Origin of the sequence: Bradyrhizobium sp. B120, assembly GCF_049075665.1 — a bacterium.
Classification (GTDB): domain Bacteria; phylum Pseudomonadota; class Alphaproteobacteria; order Rhizobiales; family Xanthobacteraceae; genus Bradyrhizobium.
Map to the genome: position 1 here is coordinate 1786616 of NZ_CP185242.1, position 18768 is coordinate 1805383.

Consider the following 18768-nt stretch of genomic DNA (forward strand, 5'->3'; position numbering starts at 1 on the left):
ACCATGGCCAGTGATAATCTCGCACGCAAGATCGACGACGACGTATATGCCAGGCTCGATGCCGCCATCGACGCGACGGTGAAAGTGAATGCCGATCGCAACGACCGCGAGAGCCGCTTTCCGCGCGAGAATCTGCGCGCGCTGGCCGAGGCCGGCTGGACCGGCGTGCTGAACGAACCTCATTTCGGCGGGCTCGGTCTCGGCCATGTGGATTTTGCCGAGGCCGCCTACCGGATCGGGCAGGCCGATGCATCCACCGGCCTCGTCTATGTCATGCATGTCGGCGCGGCGCAGACCATCAATTTGTTTGGAAACACCGACCAGAAGGAGCGCTGGCTGAAGGCCGGTAACGGCAGCCTGCTCGGCACGTACTCGACCAGCGAACGCGCCACCGGTGGTCACTGGTGGTACAATCTGTCGGAAGCCTCGCGTGACGGCGACGACTATCGCGTCAATGCCGAGAAATCGTTCACGACGAGCTCGGGCCAGGCGGACTATTATGTGGTGCAGACGCGCACGCCCGACGCCAAGGACCAGGCCGACATCATCTTCTTCATCGTCGACGGCAAGGCGGAGGGGATCGAGTCCCGCCCGTGGGATGCGCTCGGCGTGCGCGCCAACCATTCCGGACCGATCCGCTACAGTAATGTGCTTGTGCCGCAACGCGACCGGCTCGGCGCCGAAGGGCAGGGCAAGGAGATCATCTATGACGGCGTTTCGCCGGTCTATCTGATCGGGCTCGGCGCGGTCTGGGAAGGCGTCGCGCGCGGCGCGCTGAACGCTGCGATCGCCCACACCACAAGCTTCGTGCACAAGGACAGGAACAAGAGCCTGTCCGACTATCAGGCCATCCGCCAGGAGCTCGGCGCGGCCAAGGTACTGGTCGAGACGTTGCGGCCATGGCGCAACGAGCTCGCAGCCAGGCTCGACGCGCTCTGGCGCGCCGGCAAGCCGCAGAGCGAAATCCTCATCCCGCTGACCGAATTCAAGGTGCACGCGGCTGAGGTCGCCAACAAGGTTGCGGCGACGGCGCTGACGGTAACGGGCGGGTACGGCTATCACCGCGGCCCGATCGAGCGCGCCTATCGCGACGCGCGTGCGGCGATCGCGATGGGGCCGTCCAATGTCATCGCGCGCGACTGGATCGGCAAGGCGCTGGTCGGCCTGCCGCTGGAATTGTTCTACGAGGGGGGAGAGTAAGCCGAAGTTGCGGACCATTGCCGGTATCGCCGCACTCAAGATTGTGGCGATCCCTTGTGGTACTCAAAGGGCAGATATCACGAAGCTCAGCGCGTAGCTGAGCGTGCCGGCCAGGGACTCTGGTAGGGCAGCTACGTCGAGCCAATCGCTCTATCGTGCATGCATCCGGGCAGGCGGAAACCCGTCCGCCTGTTCGGAGGATGCAAATGCCCATCCTTGATGGAGTCTGCTGTCGGGTGTCAATCCACAAACGTCCGATGGCCGATCACCACAGTTTCGCAGGCGGCTCTAGCGTGGGTTGGGCGACTCACGCTACCCATCATTTCCAATCACCTCACTGAATAATGGGAATGACATGGTTGCAGCTACCCGTAAACTGCCGACCTCTGGTTACGCGCTTGAAGTTGACGGCCGACTCAAAACCGAATTTGCGACCAGAGACGGCGCCAAGGCAGGTGGAGAAGAACTCAAGAGACGTTTTCCCAGGCTTCAGATCAGGATCTATGACGCGCAAACGAACGCGCGCGAGGAAATCTAGATTCTTTGACTGGAGGTTTCTTCCGCTTGCGCGTGCGGCTGCCGCCGCACCGGGCTCTCGTGAACCCAGCCGCTTTGCGTCTGGGCCGTCCGGCGTCGATCCCTCGCGCAAAGACTGCGGAGCTCCTCGCCGGGGGCACGCGTGAAAGGGTCCCGCCGTCATGAAGTATGACGGCGTCGCTATCACTGCCCCGTTCCCGGGTGCCCTCTTAACCGGTCTTGTCGCTGCACTCGGTCCCGCGTGCCGCCTTCGGCGTCGCTATGCTCACGCTCCTGCGGGTGCCATTTCCCTTGAGGCGATACGCCTTTGGCGCACGCCTGGTCGGGCCTGCGGCCCTAGGCACCTATCAAGGCCAAATCCCATGAAGAATCGGACGGTAGGCGGGCTGCGTCGCAGATTTCGCATTCTCTTCCCTGGAGGCTGAGAGGAAGAGTGCCGCGCGGGTTTTGCCGTGACGGGTAATGGGCTGCGAGAGAGGCTCGCGGCGCCCGTCGCGGAGACCCGCGATGTCCAGACTTCGAACGCGTGCCGGTGAGGACCGCACAAGCCTTTATGACGAAATCACCAACAAGATTATCGCCGAACTTGAGACCGGCCGAGTGCCGTGGGTGCAGCCTTGGGGTATCGCGACAGCGAAGGCGTCTTTGGCCATGCCGAAAAGCGCCGCCACCGGCCGCCAATATAGCGGCATCAATGTTCTAATCCTCTGGGGGGCTGCCACCGAACGCGGATTTACAGGCCAGAGCTGGCTTACCTTCCGCCAGGCGCTGTCGCTCGGTGGTCACGTCCGCAAGGGCGAACGAGGGACGACCGTCGTCTATGCCGACCGCTTTGTGCCGGTCGAGGAAAAGCGGCGCGCGAGAGAAACTGGCGACGAAGCGCAGGCCATCCCGTTCCTGAAGCGCTTCACGGTCTTCAATACCGATCAGTGCGACAATCTGCCTCCGGAGGTCGCAACGACGGCGCCGCCCCCGCCGCCAGGCTTGATCGAGCCGCGGGTCGAAAAGCTCATCAAGGCGACCGGCATCAACTTCCGGATCGGCGGCAACCGCGCTTTCTATGTACCTGCAGAAGACTGTGTGCAGGTGCCGCCGCCGCAAGCCTATTTCGAGCCGATCAACTGGCATCGAACGGCCTTGCACGAGTTGGCGCATGCCAGTGGCCATCCGTCGCGTCTCAACCGCGACTTGTCGGGCAGCTACGGCACCAGGAAGTACGCCTTCGAGGAACTCGTCGCAGAGATATCGTCTGCATTCAGTTGCGCTTCGCTTGGTATTGCGCCGACGGTGCGGCATGCGGACTATATCGGCTGCTGGCTTGACGTGCTGCGAGAGGACAATCGGGCGATTGTGCGTGCTGCTTCACAGGCCAGCAAGGCTGCGGATTACCTTCTCGGATTCCTGCCGGAACCCGTTGTCGACACGACGACGGAGGGGGCGGAGCAGGAGGCGGCGTGAAGTTCTCGCCGCTCGTCTCGAAAAAGAGAGTGAGAGGGGAGCCGCAGTTTTTCGCGACGGGTTGGAGGCCGAGAGAGAGGCTCCCGGCCGCCCGTCGTGGAGAATCGACATGACGAAGTCTGTCCAGAAGATCACCCTGTCGCCCTCGCGCGACATTCCGTTCAACAAGCTGGTGCTCAGCCAGTCGAACGTTCGGAGCGTCAAGGCAGGGGTTTCGATCGAGCAACTCGCCGAAAGTATCGCGCAGCGTACGCTCCTGCAAAGTCTCAGCGTGCGAGCGGTTGTGGACACGGAAGGCAATGAAACCGGCATGTTCGAGGTGCCGGCAGGCGGCAGGCGCTATCGCGCGCTGGAACTTCTTGTGAAGCAGAAGCGCATGGCGAAGACGCAGGCCGTTCCTTGTGTCGTGCGTGAGGGGGGCCTCGCTGAGGACGACTCGCTTGCAGAGAACGACGAGCGGATAGGGCTGCATCCGCTCGATCAGTTCCGAGCCTTCCAGACCTTGAGCGGCGCCGGCTTGTCCGAGGAGGATATCGCTGCTCGGCACTTCGTGACGCCGGCCGTCGTGAAGCAACGCCTCCGGCTGGCGTCCGTGTCGCCAAAGCTGCACGACGTCTATGCCGAAGACGGCATGACCCTCGAGCAGCTCATGGCCTTCGCTGTCACAGGCGACCACGCCAGACAGGAGCAGGTCTGGGAGAACGTCAGCCGATCTGGCTATGACGAGCCCTATCAGATCCGGCGAATGCTGACCGAAAATACCGTGCGCGCGTCCGATCGCCGCGCGCAGTTCATTGGGCTGGATGCTTATGAGCAGGCTGGCGGCGGCGTTTTGCGGGACCTGTTCGAGCACGATGATGGCGGCTGGCTCCAGGACGTCGCCTTGCTCGACCGCCTCGTGGCAGAAAAACTCAAGGTCGAAGCCGAGACGGTTGCTGTGGAAGGCTGGAAGTGGATCTCATTGGCGCTCGATTTCCCCTACGGTCACGCTGATGGTCTGCGAGAAATCGAGGGAAAACCTGTCGATCTCTCACCTGAGGAACATGCCACCATCGACGCCCTCAACGCCGAGCACGCCAAGCTTGAATCCGATTACCAGCATGCCGACGAGTTGCCCGACGAAGTCGATCAGCGTCTCGGCGAAATCGAGACGGCACTGATGGCGTTCGAAGATAGGTCGGTGCTCTACGATCCGGCGGAGATTGTCCGAGCCGGCGTCTTCGTCAGTATCGATTCCGAAGGACGCCTCTTGGTAGACCGCGGTTACGTCCGGCCAGAGGACGACCTTCCGGCAACCGATCCTGACGTCGGCCAGAGCGCCGATACGTCATCAACCGAGGGACGCGAAGTCGGTGCTTCCGGTCCGCGCACCGTGGTCTCGGTTGCAGGTGCGCCGGTCGAATCCGACGGGGACGATGACGATGTGACAAGGCCATTGCCCGATCGATTGATCACCGAGCTGACGGCGCATCGTACGCTGGCGTTGCGGGATGCACTGGCAGAAAATCCCGCGATCGCGTTCCAGGCGGTGCTGCACAACTTCGTGCTGACGGCTTTTTACCGGTTCGCATCGTCCGGAAGCTCTCTTGAGATCGGACTTCGTACGCCGACCTTTCCCGCTCAAGCTCCTGGCTTAAGGGAAAGCGCGTCCGCGAAGGCCGTCGAGGCTCGGCACGAGTCCTGGAAAGTACGATTGCCGAAGGGCGAGAACGATCTCTGGGATGCGCTCACAGCTCTCGATGGCGAGGCGCAAGCATCCCTGTTTGCTCACTGTGCGTCATTTGCGGTCAACGCTCTCTACGAGCCGACCAGCCGCACCAATCAAGGCCGCGTCTCCGCCCACGGCGTGCGCACGCGTCTCGACCAGGCCGATGCGCTGGCGCGCGCCGTCGGGCTCGACATGGTGCGGGCCGGCTGGCGGCCCACTGCCGACAACTATCTTGGCCGGGTCACCAAGCCTCGCATTCTGGAGGCGGTGCGGGAAGCAAGAGGCGAATCTTCCGCGCAACTGATCGACCACCTGAAGAAGGCCGACATGGCCAAGGAGGCCGAGCGTCTTCTCGATGGTTCGGGCTGGTTGCCGGAGCCGCTGCGTCTCACCGACGCTACCACGTCGCCAGCGGAAGAGCAGGGTGAAGCGGGCCCGCTGCCCGAATTCCTTGGCGGCGCCGAGAATCGGGAGAATGCCGGCGACGACGATCGGCGACAGCTTGACGCGGCCGAGTGACATAAGAGAGCGGGATGGCTTCGGCCATTCCGCAGTTGCTTGGGGACCGGTGCGCAGCGCCGGTCCCCATTCTTATGGGCGAGGACTTAGAGGGAGAGCCGGGCCGGGAAGGGTTTGAGCCGTCGGGATCAAGGAGAGCGCCTGATGGTTCGCCCCATTCCTGCTCTCCGAAAGAAATCCTGCCATGCCCGAATCTCTCACCGGCGGCGTCTCCGCCGCGCCGCTCTCGATGCGTGCCGCTGCAAGCATCACGTCCGCCGCCATCAGGGCGGCCCGACAGCTCTTGAACGACCTGGAACGCGGCCGGCGCATCGATGCCGGCGTCCTGCGCAGCGCCATGGAGGCAGCCTTCGGCGCCTCGGACGCGGCCGGCGCCTGGAACTGGAAGACCGCCTATGACGTCTGCGAGGCGGCAACCGTTCTATTCCTTCGCAAGTTTGGCCCGGCCATGCGCGCCAAGGCTGGCTCAACGGCTGGCTCGACGGCCGCGATGCTGCCAATGCTCGCAAGAATCGTGAGCTCCCTGCCGGCGCATACGCGCCGTTCCGAAGATAGTCAGGCGTTTCAGCAATTCTCGACGCCGATCCCACTCGGGCTGGCCGCATGCACCGCAGCCGGCATTGCGTCCGGCGACCGCGTTCTGGAGCCCTCTGCGGGGACCGGCTTGCTCGCCATCTTTGCCGAGCTCGCCGGCGGCGCTCTGATGTTGAACGAGTTGGCCGAAGGCCGCGCGGCGCTGCTGGATCATTTGTTCGCCAATGTTGAGGTCACGCGGTTCGACGCCGCGCAGATCGATGATCACCTTGACGCGACCGTCGAACCGAGCGTCGTTTTGATGAACCCGCCGTTCTCCGCGGTCGCGAATGTCGATCGACGGATGGCGGACGCGGCTTTCCGGCACATCGCTTCGGCGCTCGCGCGTCTTTGCGACGGTGGACGCCTTGTCGCCATCGCTGGCGCAGGTCTTGCGCCGGATAACCCGGCGTGGCGAGATGCCTTTGTTCGCCTCCAGGAGCGCGGACGGATCGTGTTTTCTGCCGCGATCGACGGTGCCGTCTACGCCAAGCACGGCACTCAGACGGACACCAGGCTGCTTGTGATCGACAAGCTGCCCGCCGCAGATCCGAAGGGGTTTCCTGCTTCACTGGGCATAGCGAGCGATGTCGCCACCTTGCTTGACCGGGTGACCCAGCATGTGCCTCCGAGGCTGCCCGTCGCCACGCCGGTCGTGGTCGACGTTATCAGGCGCCCTGCGATGTCGCGATCGGTTGGTGCCTCTGCTCCAGGCTCATCGTCCATCTCCGAAGACACAGCGCCAGGACGCGTAGAACTTGCGTACGAAACGATCGAATGGTCGCCGCCGGAAGGCGCCCGCCTGACCGATGCGCTTTACGAGGAATATGCATTGCAGTCGATTCGTATTCCCGGATCGTGCATCCATCCGACCAAGCTCGTGCAGTCCGCGGCGATGGCCTCCGTTGCGCCGCCGAAACCGTCCTATCGTCCGCACCTATCTCCGGGGCTGCTGGCAGATGGAGTTCTGTCGGACGCCCAGCTCGAGAGCATCATCTATGCTGGCGAGGCGCATTCCGAGTTTCTCACGGGCTCCTGGACAGTCGACCCGACGTTTGACGTTGTCGCGGCCGCGCGCGACGACGCCGAGAATGCCGTCCGCTTTCGCCGCGGCTGGTTTCTCGGCGATGGCACCGGCGCGGGCAAGGGGCGGCAGGTCGCCGGCATCCTGCTCGACAATTGGCTCAAGGGCCGCCGCCGCGCTGTCTGGATCAGCAAATCCGACAAGCTCATCGAAGATGCGCAGCGCGACTGGTCGGCACTCGGCATGGAGCGCCTGCTTGTTACGCCCTTGTCGCGGTTTCGCCAGGGCACCCCGATTCGGCTTTCGGAAGGTATCCTGTTTGCCACCTACGCTACGCTGCGAACCGACGAGCGTGGCGACAGGCTTTCGCGTGTCAGGCAGATCGCTGAATGGTTGGGCTCCGACTTCGACGGAGTGATCGTCTTCGACGAGAGCCATGCCATGCAAAATGCGGTCGGCGGCAAGGGCGAACGCGGTGACCAGGCGGCCTCTCAGCAGGGGCGCGCAGGCCTGAGGCTCCAGCACGCCTTGCCGAACGCGCGCGTTCTTTATGTATCGGCCACGGGCGCCACCTCGGTCCACAACCTCGCTTATGCTCAACGCCTCGGCCTCTGGGGCGGTACCGACTTCCCGTTCGCCACGCGGGCCGAGTTCGTCGAGGCGATCGAGGAAGGTGGTGTCGCGGCCATGGAGGTGCTGGCGCGCGATCTCAAGGCGCTTGGGTTCTACGCGGCCCGCTCGCTCTCTTACGAGGGCGTCGTGTACGATCTCGTCGAGCACCAGCTGACACCGGAGCAGGTTCGCATCTACGACGCCTATGCCGATGCGTTCGGCATCATCCACAACAACCTCGACGCGGCGATGCGGGCCGCCAACATCACCGGCGAAACCGCAACGCTCAACGGGCAGGCGAAATCGGCGGCGCGATCCGCTTTTGAAAGCGCCAAGCAGCGTTTCTTCGGTCATCTGCTGACCTCGATGAAGACGCCCTCGCTGATCCGATCGATCGACCGTGATCTCGATGCCGGCCATGCCGCTGTCATCCAGATTGTCTCCACCGGCGAAGCGCTGATGGAGCGCCGGCTTGCCGAGATCCCGACCGAAGACTGGGGCGACGTCCAGGTCGACATTACCCCGCGCGAGTATGTGCTCGACTATCTCGCCCATTCGTTCCCGGTTCAGCTCTATGAGCCCTTCACCGACGCGGAAGGCAACCTCTGTTCCCGGCCTGTCTACCGTGACGGCCAGCCGGTCGAGAGTCGAGAAGCTGTCGCCCGCCGTGACCGTCTGATCGAGAAGCTCGCCTCGCTGCCGCCGGTACCCGGCGCGCTCGACCAGGTCATGCAGCGGTTCGGCGCCGACATGGTCGCCGAAGTGACCGGCCGCTCGCGACGCGTCGTTCGCAAGGGCGACCGGCTCGTGGTTGAAAACCGCGCCGGTTCGGCCAACCTCGCCGAGACCTCGGCCTTCATGGATGATGTGAAGCGCATTCTCGTGTTCTCCGACGCAGGCGGCACGGGAAGGAGCTATCACGCCGAACTGTCGGCCCGAAACCGTCGCCTGCGCGTCCATTATCTGCTCGAGCCCGGCTGGAAGGCCGACGCCGCGATCCAGGGGCTCGGCCGGACCAACCGGACCAACCAGGCGCAGCCGCCGCTGTTTCGTCCCATCGCAACCGACGTGAAGGCCGAAAAGCGCTTTCTCAGCACCATTGCCCGCCGGCTCGATACGCTAGGTGCCATCACCCGCGGTCAGCGCCAGACCGGGGGGCAGGGACTGTTCCGGCCGGAGGACAATCTCGAAAGCCAGTACGGGCGCGATGCGTTGCGCCAACTCTACACGCTGCTGGTGCGGGGCAAGGTCGAGGGATGTTCGCTCGAACGGTTTGAGGATGCCACCGGCCTGAAGCTCACCGATGCCAATGGGCTCAGGGATGATCTGCCGCCGATCACGACCTTCCTGAACAGATTGCTCGCGCTTACCATTGAGCTTCAGAATATCCTGTTCACCGTTTTCGAGCAGCTCCTGACCGCTCGGATCGAGGGTGCGGTTGCGTCCGGCGCCTATGATGTCGGGCTGGAAACGCTCCGCGCCGAGAGCTTTGTCGTTACCGACCGGCGGACGATCTATATCCATCCGGGTACCGGTGCCGAGGCCCGGCTGCTCACGATCATCCAGCGTCAGCGGAACCGTCCTCGGGGGCTGGATGACGCTCTGGGTCATCTCTCCGATCGCCGTGCAGCCCTGCTGGTCAATGAGCAGTCGGGGCGCGCCGCCGTGCAGGTCCCGGCGGCCAGCGTGATGCTCGACGACGGTGACATCGAACAGCGCGTTCGCCTGATCCGGCCGATGGAGCAGCACACCGTCCCCCTGGGCATGATGGCGGAAAGCCACTGGACCCAGGCGGACCATCAATGCTTTGCCGCGGCCTGGCTAGCGGAGCTCGCCGAGATTCCCGAGTTCACGGAAAGCACGGTCCATGTCGTGGCGGGCCTGCTATTGCCCATCTGGAAGCGGCTGCCGAACGAATCGACCCGCGTCTATCGGCTTCAGACTGATGCCGGCGAACGCATCATCGGTCGCAGGGTTTCGGCTAGCTGGGTCGCAAATCTCCTTGCTGCGGAGGCGCCCGCGCTGACGCCGAACGCTGCCTTTGCCGCGCTGATGGAGGGACGGACCGTCATTGATCTCGCGGAGGGACTCAAGCTTCGCCGGGTCCGAGTCATGGGCGCGTACCGCATCGAGCTGTCGGGATTCAACGATACGATGCGCGATCGCCTCCGGGCTTACGGCCTCTTTGGGGAGATCATTTCCTGGAAGCTGCGGATGTTCGTGCCCGCGGACGGGAAGGGCGTCGAGATCCTTTCGAACGTGCTCGGCACCTATCCTGTTGCGCGCATCAGCGATCGGGAGGCCGCGTGATGTCTCGCGATGCTTCCGAACTGGCACGCCGGCTTGCGTGCGAGGCCGAGGCGGTGTGTCGACACTATCTCTCCGGCGGCAAGCGGGCGGGGCGGTACTGGGTGGTCGGCGACGTCCGCAACACCCCGGGCCGCTCATTGTTTGTGCGGCTCCTGGAATCGCCGAAGGGCGCCGCCGGCAAGTGGACCGATGCCGCAACCGGGGAGCACGGCGATCTCCTCGACATCATCCGCGAATGCCGGGGTTTCCGCGATTTCCGCGAGGTCGCCGAGGAAGCGCGGCGGTTTCTGAAACAGCCTCGTGGCGAGCAGAAATCGACCCCGAAACCCATGCGTTCGCGTGCGTCGGCTGGATCGCAGCAAGCCGCCCGACGGCTCTTTGCGATGTCGCGCCCGATCGACGGAACGGTGGTTGAAAGGTATTTGCGGCGTCGCGGAATAGCCCGTATCCGCCATGGCGGAAGTCTGCGCTTCCACCCTCGTTGCTACTATCGGCCGGATGAGCATTCGCCGACCGAAACCTGGCCGGCGATGATCGCCTGCGTCACGGACCTCGAGGGGCGAACCACCGGCGTGCACCGCACCTGGCTCGATCCAGACGGCTTTGATCGCATTCGCCTCGGCAAGGCTCCAGTCGACACGCCGCGGCGAGCCATGGGCGACCTGCTCGGCAACGCCGTTCGCTTCGGCGTGGTGGACGACGTGCTCGCCGCCGGCGAGGGAATTGAGACCATGCTTTCACTGCGCTACGTGCTGCCGACTATGCCCATGGCTGCAGCGCTCTCGGCCAATCACCTCTCGGCCATGTTGCTGCCGCCCGGCCTGCGTCGGCTCTATATCGCCCGCGACGCCGATGCCGCCGGAGATGCGGTGCAGGCAACTCTCACCCGGCGCGCAGAGGACGCCGGCGTCGAAGCGATCGCATTGTCGCCTCGGTTGGGCGATTTCAACGAAGATCTGCACATCTGCGGTCTTGAGGGTCTCCGAGCGGCGTTGTGGCTTCAACTCGTACCAGAGGACGTCGTCCGCTTCCTGCATTGGTCGACGGTGGTCGCGGAATAGCTCCGGCATTTCGACGTCGTCACGGTCGGTCGCGGAGGACCAATGCCGGAAGAGGACCAACCTCGGCCTTCTAGAGGGCGATCGGAAGGCAGGCGGGTGCGGGCCGGCAATGGCTGCGCCCGGCTATTTTCCGCCGCGCGCCGGCGATGAGGAGACACATTATTCTTTCTGGCCCGCGCGCTTTGCATCGCGAAGCAAAATAGCCGGGCTGCGCCATCCTCCGCTGCCGCTTCGGCCCTATCGGGTTCTGGCCCGTCCCGCCCGCCGTCTGAGTGATCGCCACGAAGGCCGCGATGGGCGCGGCCGCTTCCGGCAAAGGACTCCCCACCATGACCGACCGTGACGACATCGAACCGCCGCATGCCACTTCTCCAACCGATCACGTTCTCGCCGAGCTACAACTCTACGGCTATCGCCCCTTCGACGACCAACCAGATCCACGGCCCCTTCCCGAGGGCCGGATCATCGCCGGCGCCGTCGCGGACATCTTCGATGCCATGGTTGCCACGTTGAGCGATACTCGGCTTGAGCCGGACCTTGACGATCTGCTCTGGTCGACCGTCAACCTGTTCCATCGCGCTGTCGACCGCATCGGTCGCCAGCTCGACGATAACGAACAGGCGCAGCGGAAGAGCCAGCTTGAGCAAAACGGCTCCGAGGTGCAATCGGTCGTACTCGAGCGCCTGACGGCCGAAGGTCTCACGCTCATCGAGCGTCGCAACTGCCTGGAACTGTTCCGCGACCAGGCCTTGGAACGCTTTGAGACTCACACGGGCTCGTCCTGGCGTCCCCGATCGGGATCGCTGGTGAACCACCGCACGATGACCGCAGCGATGATCGATTCCCGTGACTTCATCGCCGCCAGGCGTCGCGCCGAGACCGAGCTCATGTTACCTCCAGGACCGAAGATTGCACTCACCGGGGGACTCGATTTCAACGATCACAACCTGATCTGGGATCGCCTCGACAAGGTCCACGCCAAACATCCCGACATGGTTCTGCTTCATGGCGGCTCCCCGAAAGGCGCCGAACTGATCGCCTCCAAATGGGCGAACAATCGCAAAGTGCCTCAAATCGCCTTCAAGCCCGACTGGACGAAACATGCAAAGGCTGCACCCTTCAAGCGCAACGACGCGATGCTCGAACTCCTGCCGATTGGCGTCATGCATTTTCCGGGCACGGGAATCCAGGACAACCTCGCCGACAAGGCCAAGCGGCTCGGCATCCCTGTCTGGAGATTCGGCGGCGCGTGAGCGCCGCCTGCTCGCCCTTGGCATCAAAGCGGAGTTGCAGGCGCCGCAACTCCGCCTCGTTTCGGCTCTAAGCGCGGATTTGCGCCATGGTGGTGGTGGAAGGCGCGACGGATAAATCCATGCACATGGAGCCACCACCATGCTCGCCTTTGGGCTTGTTCTCAACACACTCGGAATCGGTCTGTTCTGCTGGGCGATCTTCGCGCTCGCGGTGCATGCCCTGCCGTTCTTTGTTGCGCTGAGTATCGGGACGATGGCGTTTCGTGGCGGCGCTGGCGTGGCCGGCGCATTGCTTATCGGAACGGCCAGCGGCGCGGTGGCGCTTGTCTTCGGTCAGGCCGCCGTCGCCATCACGCGATCCATGACCTTGCGTTTCGCTATCGCGAGCGCATTCGCAGTTCCGGCCGCTGTTGCCGGCTACCATGTTGTGTCGGCCCTGTCCCAGATCGGGGTGCCTTCGCCGGCCTGGCGGGAGGTGTTTGCTTGCCTGGGGGCGCTTTCCTTCGGCGGCGCGTCGTGGGTGCGCTTGACCGCATTTGCGGAGCCCGGCGCGTTCGAGCAGGCCGGGCTGGTAGGCAGGCCCTCACAACCAATTCTTACGAGCGCCAGGCGCGGGCATGATCGCTCGCCGCCTTCATCGTCGAACAGGTTGGCATAGATCGGCGCATTGAAACGAGGGATGATCGGACCTGAGCGGGATGGGGCAGTCCTCTTCGAAGCGCTTCCACCAACCCCAAGCATTTCGGCTAGCTAGCCCACTCAGCCGCGGCGGAGCCGCGTGTCTTGATTATTCCTCGGAGACAATACCGCCCTTTGCTGCAGATTGTTTCTTTTTCTGCCGGATTTCGTTCGGGCCTCTTGCTCAGCACAACCGAGCTACGCCACGTTCTCCCGAGATTGCGGTTGAGCACGCGGACGCACGTGGCCTCGTTGATGGCTGGATCTGGCCAAAGACCGGCTTCGCCTCGATCGTCTGAGCCGCAACGCCGTTGATGCGACTTTCTTCCCCTGGGCTGCGCCCATTCCTCGCGAGACAAGAAAGTCGCCACAACGGCGTCCTCCGCTGCGCTCCGGCCCGCAACAGCGGGTGCGTCGCCGATCGTCCTTGGCCTCTAGATCGCCATCGAGGCCGCGGTGGTCGCGGGCTCGAAACACAACAGGAGAAGTGACATGGCTAACATCGGTTCTTTCCGCAGGGGGCAAGGCTGATCGGCACGTACGACAGCCAGGTCGCTTTTGGCCAGTCGCGCGTGCTGCTGGTCTGGACACGGTTGATGATGCCAAACGGGCGTTCGATCGTCTTGGAACGGCAGCCTGGCGCAGATGCAGCTGGATACTCCGGCCTCGAGGACCAGGTCGACAATCACTGGAAAGAGCTCTTGGGCGCAGCTGCGCTTTCGACGCTGCTCGCCGTCGGCACGGAGGTCAATTCGGGCGCGGACACAGGCAGCACCAACAGCGACCTCGTTGTTGCGCTCCGGCGCGGGGCGGGGGATTCCGCAAATCAGACGGGACAGCAGCTGGTTCGCCGCAATCTCAACATCCAGCCAACGTTGACGATCCGCCAGGGCTTCCCGGTGAGAGTGATCGTTAACCGCGATCTCGTGCTCGAACCCTACAGGGGATAAGACGATGGCAAAGCTCAAGCTTGGAGCGATCGAAGATGACAAGCCGATCAAAGTGACGCACGAACTGCCGGCAAACGTCCACCGGGACCTCGCTGCCTACGCCGAAATCCTGGCCCAGGAAACGGGACAACCCGTACAGGATCCAGCCAAGCTGATCGCACCCATGCTGGCGCGGTTCATGGCGGCGGATAGGAGCTTTCGGAAGGCCCGACGGGTGCGTCAACGTCCGAGCGGAACCAAGGAGTAGCGCTCAGAAAGCAAGTTCAGAACGCGGCCAACGTGGGGTCTTCGTTGTCCGCTCGCCACTAAGCCGAAAAATCGAACGGCTGGCGCCGATGCCAATCGCGCGGTTCGCGGCGGTAGACGAGGCTTGCAAACGATTCCAGCGTTCACGCTTATCAGGCTCTCCGCGGCTGACGTCGTGGTGCTCGATTGTTTTTCGATTCTCAGGCGAAATTAGCTTGGAAAACAGAAGATCTCCAACCTCTTTTCCGGCATTAGTGGTTCAATAGCACTGTCTCCCAGCAGGTCAGTCCTGCGAAGAATGTCACGCGCAGTGAGGGCATGATCATGCGGCAAGGCGACCAGGACGCGCTCGGTTTACGAGCGCAGAGCTTACGTTGACGCCGGCGCGGTTAGAGGATTGAACGGCTGGCTTCGTCGATATGATTGAGTGGCGCCGACCGGTCACGGTAAGGATGTCAGGATTGAATCCAGAGTAAATTCCATTCACCTCGCCCTACGAAAGATGCTTTTGCATCGTCGTCATCGGTAGCTAGACGTCTTGGAAGAGCTTTGAATAACGTACCGTGCTAGGTCTCTTCGACGTACATGCAGGAGCTGCATGGTCGGCTTTGTCCGGTTTGCGACAAAGCTGTCTTTCGGATGTGCCTCCGATTTCTATGCGCGAGTTTCAAAGGTATCGGCTGCCGTAGGGCTAGCTCATCCGAAAGAAGGAGCTGGAACACGTAAGTGACGGGCGTTCGCCGTTCGCTCCTATTGTGACGCGCGCCCGTAGGATTGCGCGACCTTTGGCAATGGCATCGCACTTGCAACGAACGAAAAATATCAGCTCGAGAACCTTATCGGGGAGCTGCGCACCGGGTGTAGGCGAGCGCACCCGGATGACGGGTGCCCCACTCACGAGCTCGTTCTCTCAGGAGTACCCTGTGATACCATCTTCTGACGGGTCAGCTGGCCTGCTCGCGACCCGGATCGCATTTTTTGTCGCCGGATTCGGCCTCGCGGCCTGGGCGCCGCTGGTGCCGCTCGCCAAGGAGCGGCTCGCGGCAGATGACCGCATGCTTGGTCTACTGCTTCTCTGTCTCGGCGCTGGATCAGTCGTCGCGATGCTTTTGACCAGCGTTTCGAATGCGAGGTACGGCAGCAAGCCCATCATACTTGCGGGCGGACTTGGCCTGGCGCTTATCCTGCCATTGCTTACTATAGCCAACACAACTATCGGCCTAGGCACCGTGCTGTTTGCGTTCGGCGCTTCAGCTGGCTCGATCGATGTAGCTATGAACATTCACGCAATCGAAGTGGAGCGCGCCACGGGCCGTCCGGTGATGTCCGGATTCCACGCCCGGTACAGCATTGGCGAATTCGCTGGCTCTGCCGCCATGACCGCGTTCCTTTCGCTGCGGCTTGACCCATTTGCTTCGACGCTGGTTTGCTCGGCGCTGATGATGCTTGCAATTGTGTCGGCCTGGCCGCGGTTACTCGCAACAGGTCGGACGCAACGGGGGCCATGGTTTTTCTCGCCCCATCGCAGCGTGTTGTTAGTTGCTGCACTCGCGGCTGTCACCTTTCTTGTGGAAGGAGCAATGCTCGACTGGAGCGCCTTGCTTCTCGTTGGTCGGGGTCTCCTCGCGGAGGCGCACGGGGGTCTCGGTTTCATGCTCTTCTCCATCGCCATGATCGTGGGCCGTCTCGGCGGAGATGCCGCAGTGGCACGATTCGGCGACCGTGCCCTATTAATGTTCGGAACTCTGCCGATTGTGACAGGTTTCGTGGCTGTAGTGGCCGCGCCGGTTGCGGTAATTGCAATGATGGGCTTCCTGCTTATCGGATTGGGCATTTCGAATATTGTACCGATCCTATGCCGCTCCGCTAGCAAACAGAAAATGATGCCAGTGGGTCTTGCGATCGCGGTCGTCACGGCGGCCGGCTACGCGGGTATACTCGTGGGTCCCGCCAGCATCGGGGTTATCGCTCATATGGTTGGTCTGCCTGTGGCGTTCGGAATGTTAGGTGCGCTCATGTGCATCGCCACGCTGTCGGCATGGATGGTGATGGCGGACTATCGCTAGGTGTGGCTGAAGAGGAACATCGGTGCGCTCGGTCTCCATCGTCGGCCGCGGCTCGGCATTGACTTCAGATCGCGCTTATCGAAACGTTCGACTTCATCGGAAGTAGAACAACACATGCGGGTCATGATCATTCAAAGTCTTCATGCAAGTCGGCGGGTCGGGCTGGCAGCCAGAATGTACCCGGCACTCAGGTGTTGGCATCCAACCGGTCGCTGTGTTGACGAATTTATTACCGAGTGGCGCGGGCCGCCAGATGGCTAGCAGATTCACCGCCGACTGGTCGTGGAGGATTGCCCTCCCTCAAGCCGGCTTGCCGGGGACGTGCAAGATCACTCTGGCGGCTTTTATTGCTGTGGGCGAGATACGCCCGGTACGCCAACTCAATACCCTCCTCCAGTGAGGTCCGGGCGCGCCAGCCGAGCTTGGTTAGGCGGCTGACGTCAAGCAGCTTGCGCGGCGTGCCGTCCGGGCGCGATGTGTCGAAGCTGATCTCACCGCGATAACCGACGGCCGCAGCGACCAGGAGTGCGAATTCGGCAATGGCGATGTCCTCGCCGGTGCCGATATTGACCAGGTCCGGCGAGGAATAGGTCTTCATCAGATGGACGCAGGCATCGGCGAGATCGTCGACATAAAGAAATTCGCGGCGCGGCGTGCCGGTGCCCCACACCACGACTTTGGTTGCGCCCGAGACCTTGGCCTCGTGGAAACGGCGGATCAGCGCGGCGACGACGTGACTGTATTCGGGATGATAATTGTCGCCGGGACCGTAGAGATTGGTCGGCATCACGCTGATGAAATCGGCGCCATACTGGCTGCGATAGGCCTCGGCCATCTTGATGCCGGCGATCTTGGCGATGGCATAGGGCTCGTTGGTCGGCTCCAGCGGGCCGGTCAGCATCGAATCCTCGCGCAGCGGCTGCGGCGCCAGGCGCGGATAGATGCAGGACGAGCCGAAGAACATCAGCTTCTCGCACCCGTTGCCGTGGGCCGCCTGGATCACATTGGTCGAGATCGCCAGGTTGTCGTAGAGGAATTCCGCCCGCAGCGTGTTGTTGGCGACGATGCCGCCGACCTTGGCGGCGGCGAGGAACACCGCCTGCGGCCGCTTCGCGGCAAACCAGGCGTTGACCGCGGCCTGGTCGCGCAAATCGACCTCGCCGCGCGACACCGTCAGCAGATCGGCCTGTTCGCGCGCCAGCCGGCGCATCAGCGCCGAGCCGACCATGCCGCGATGGCCGGCGACGAAGACCGTCTTGCCCTTCAGTTCAAACGTGCTTGCCATTGCCCGCATCCTGCCTGGCCTCAGCGAGATCGCTGGCGACCATTTCCTTCACCAGTTGCGCGAATGGCGTCTTCGGCGCCCAGCCGAGCTTGGCGCGTGCCTTGCTGGCATCGCCGATCAGGAGATCGACCTCGGTCGGACGGAAATAGGTCGGGTCGATCTGCACCAGGGTCTTGCCGGATGCCTTGTCGACGCCGACCTCGTCGACGCCCTTGCCGCGCCATTCGATGCTACGGCCGACCTCGGCGAATGCCAGCTCGACGAACTCGCGCACCGACCGCGTCTCGCCGGTCGCGAGCACGAAGTCGCCGGGCTCGTCCGCCTGTAGGATCTTGTGCATGCCTTCGACATAGTCGCGGGCATGGCCCCAGTCGCGCTTGGCGTCGAGATTGCCGAGATAGAGCTTGCTCTCGAGGCCGACCTCGATGCGGGCGACGGCGCGGGTGATCTTGCGCGTCACGAAGGTCTCGCCGCGGATCGGGCTCTCATGGTTGAACAGGATGCCATTGCTGGCGAACATGCCATAGGCCTCACGGTAGTTCACCGTGATCCAGTAGCCGTAGAGCTTGGCGACGCCGTAGGGCGAACGCGGATAGAACGGCGTGGTCTCCTTCTGCGGCACCTCCTGCACGAGCCCGTACAGCTCCGATGTCGAGGCCTGGTAGAACCGGGTCTCCTTTTCCATGCCAAGGATGCGGATCGCCTCCAGAAGGCGCAGCACGCCGATGGCGTCGGCGTTGGCGGTGTATTCCGGGCTCTCGAAACTGACCTGGACGTGGCTCTGGGCGGCGAGGTTGTAGATCTCGGTCGGCCGGATCTGCTGCACCAGCCGGATCAGATTGGTCGAATCGGTCATGTCGCCGTAGTGCATCAGGAACGGCACGTTGCCGGCGTGCGGATCCCGGTAGAGATGGTCGACCCGCGCCGTGTTGAACGAGGACGACCGGCGCTTGATCCCGTGCACGGTATAGCCGAGGCCGAGCAGATATTCGGCAAGGTACGCGCCGTCCTGCCCGGTGATGCCGGTGATCAGCGCAACGCGCCGCTTTGAGTCCTGAGCCGCCATCGTCTCTCTTAGTTGCGTTGGAAAGAAAGCCCCCCTAGGAAGCGCTATTTGCGAAGCGGTTTATCGGGAGATCTAGATGCGCTAGCGCGCTCCACCCGCAAATAGAGGAAAGCGATCGTTAGCTCCAATCATACACATCAGATGGGCATGCACACCATATACATTGATTTGTATTGGCTTGGAGGGGGGCAGTGTAGTTGAGATTCAAAAAAGGAAGTCAAC

General features: G+C 63.0%; 12 protein-coding genes and 1 pseudogene. 11 read left to right on the forward strand and 2 right to left on the reverse strand.

Annotated features, from left to right (window positions below):
* Positions 1-3 precede the first annotated feature (3 nt).
* The 11 genes and pseudogenes from ACOIX3_RS08450 to ACOIX3_RS08500 all read left to right on the forward strand — a co-directional run bounded on the left by ACOIX3_RS08450 (position 4) and on the right by ACOIX3_RS08500 (position 16195).
* Positions 4-1200: an acyl-CoA dehydrogenase family protein gene (locus ACOIX3_RS08450; protein WP_420969349.1), complete on the forward strand. Its 1197-nt coding sequence runs from the start codon at positions 4-6 to the stop codon at positions 1198-1200.
* Positions 1201-1555: 355 nt separating this feature from the next.
* Positions 1556-1738 (forward strand): hypothetical protein, encoded by a 183-nt coding sequence (locus ACOIX3_RS08455; RefSeq protein WP_420969350.1) that lies wholly within the window; start codon positions 1556-1558, stop codon positions 1736-1738.
* 506 nt (positions 1739-2244) lie between these two features.
* Positions 2245-3195, forward strand: a complete 951-nt coding sequence (locus ACOIX3_RS08460; protein WP_420969351.1) for an ArdC family protein — start codon at positions 2245-2247, stop codon at positions 3193-3195.
* A gap of 109 nt (positions 3196-3304) precedes the next feature.
* Positions 3305-5422, forward strand: coding sequence for a ParB/RepB/Spo0J family partition protein (locus ACOIX3_RS08465; protein ID WP_420969352.1), 2118 nt, complete (start codon positions 3305-3307; stop codon positions 5420-5422).
* A 184-nt stretch (positions 5423-5606) separates the two neighbouring features.
* Positions 5607-9941 (forward strand): strawberry notch-like NTP hydrolase domain-containing protein, encoded by a 4335-nt coding sequence (locus ACOIX3_RS08470; RefSeq protein WP_420969353.1) that lies wholly within the window; start codon positions 5607-5609, stop codon positions 9939-9941.
* The gene (locus ACOIX3_RS08475) at positions 9941-11002 is read left to right on the forward strand and encodes a DUF7146 domain-containing protein (protein ID WP_420969354.1); all 1062 of its coding nucleotides are present in this window, start codon (positions 9941-9943) and stop codon (positions 11000-11002) included. Before ACOIX3_RS08470 ends, ACOIX3_RS08475 begins: the two co-directional genes overlap by 1 nt.
* A 329-nt stretch (positions 11003-11331) precedes the next feature.
* Positions 11332-12255: a DUF2493 domain-containing protein gene (locus ACOIX3_RS08480; protein WP_420969355.1), complete on the forward strand. Its 924-nt coding sequence runs from the start codon at positions 11332-11334 to the stop codon at positions 12253-12255.
* A gap of 139 nt (positions 12256-12394) precedes the next feature.
* A complete protein-coding gene (locus ACOIX3_RS08485) occupies positions 12395-12913 on the forward strand; it encodes a hypothetical protein (protein ID WP_420969356.1) in 519 nt (172 codons plus the stop codon).
* 532 nt (positions 12914-13445) lie between these two features.
* Positions 13446-13883 (forward strand): annotated as a pseudogene (locus ACOIX3_RS08490) (TrbI/VirB10 family protein); the annotation flags it as partial.
* Between the two features lie 4 nt (positions 13884-13887).
* Positions 13888-14130 carry a DUF2274 domain-containing protein gene (locus ACOIX3_RS08495; protein WP_420969357.1) on the forward strand — a complete coding sequence of 81 codons (243 nt, stop codon included), beginning with the start codon at positions 13888-13890 and terminating at the stop codon, positions 14128-14130.
* A 925-nt stretch (positions 14131-15055) separates the two neighbouring features.
* The gene (locus ACOIX3_RS08500; protein ID WP_420971687.1) at positions 15056-16195 is read left to right on the forward strand and encodes an MFS transporter; all 1140 of its coding nucleotides are present in this window, start codon (positions 15056-15058) and stop codon (positions 16193-16195) included.
* A 229-nt stretch (positions 16196-16424) separates the two neighbouring features.
* On the opposite strand, the gene fcl is transcribed toward ACOIX3_RS08500, so the two are convergent.
* Both fcl and gmd read right to left on the reverse strand, forming a co-directional pair.
* A complete protein-coding gene (gene fcl, locus ACOIX3_RS08505) occupies positions 16425-17480 on the reverse strand; it encodes a GDP-L-fucose synthase (protein ID WP_420969358.1) in 1056 nt (351 codons plus the stop codon).
* Positions 17464-18546 (reverse strand): GDP-mannose 4,6-dehydratase, encoded by a 1083-nt coding sequence (gmd, locus tag ACOIX3_RS08510; protein ID WP_420969359.1) that lies wholly within the window; start codon positions 18544-18546, stop codon positions 17464-17466. Before gmd ends, fcl begins: the two co-directional genes overlap by 17 nt.
* Between the last annotated feature and the right edge of the window lie 222 nt (positions 18547-18768).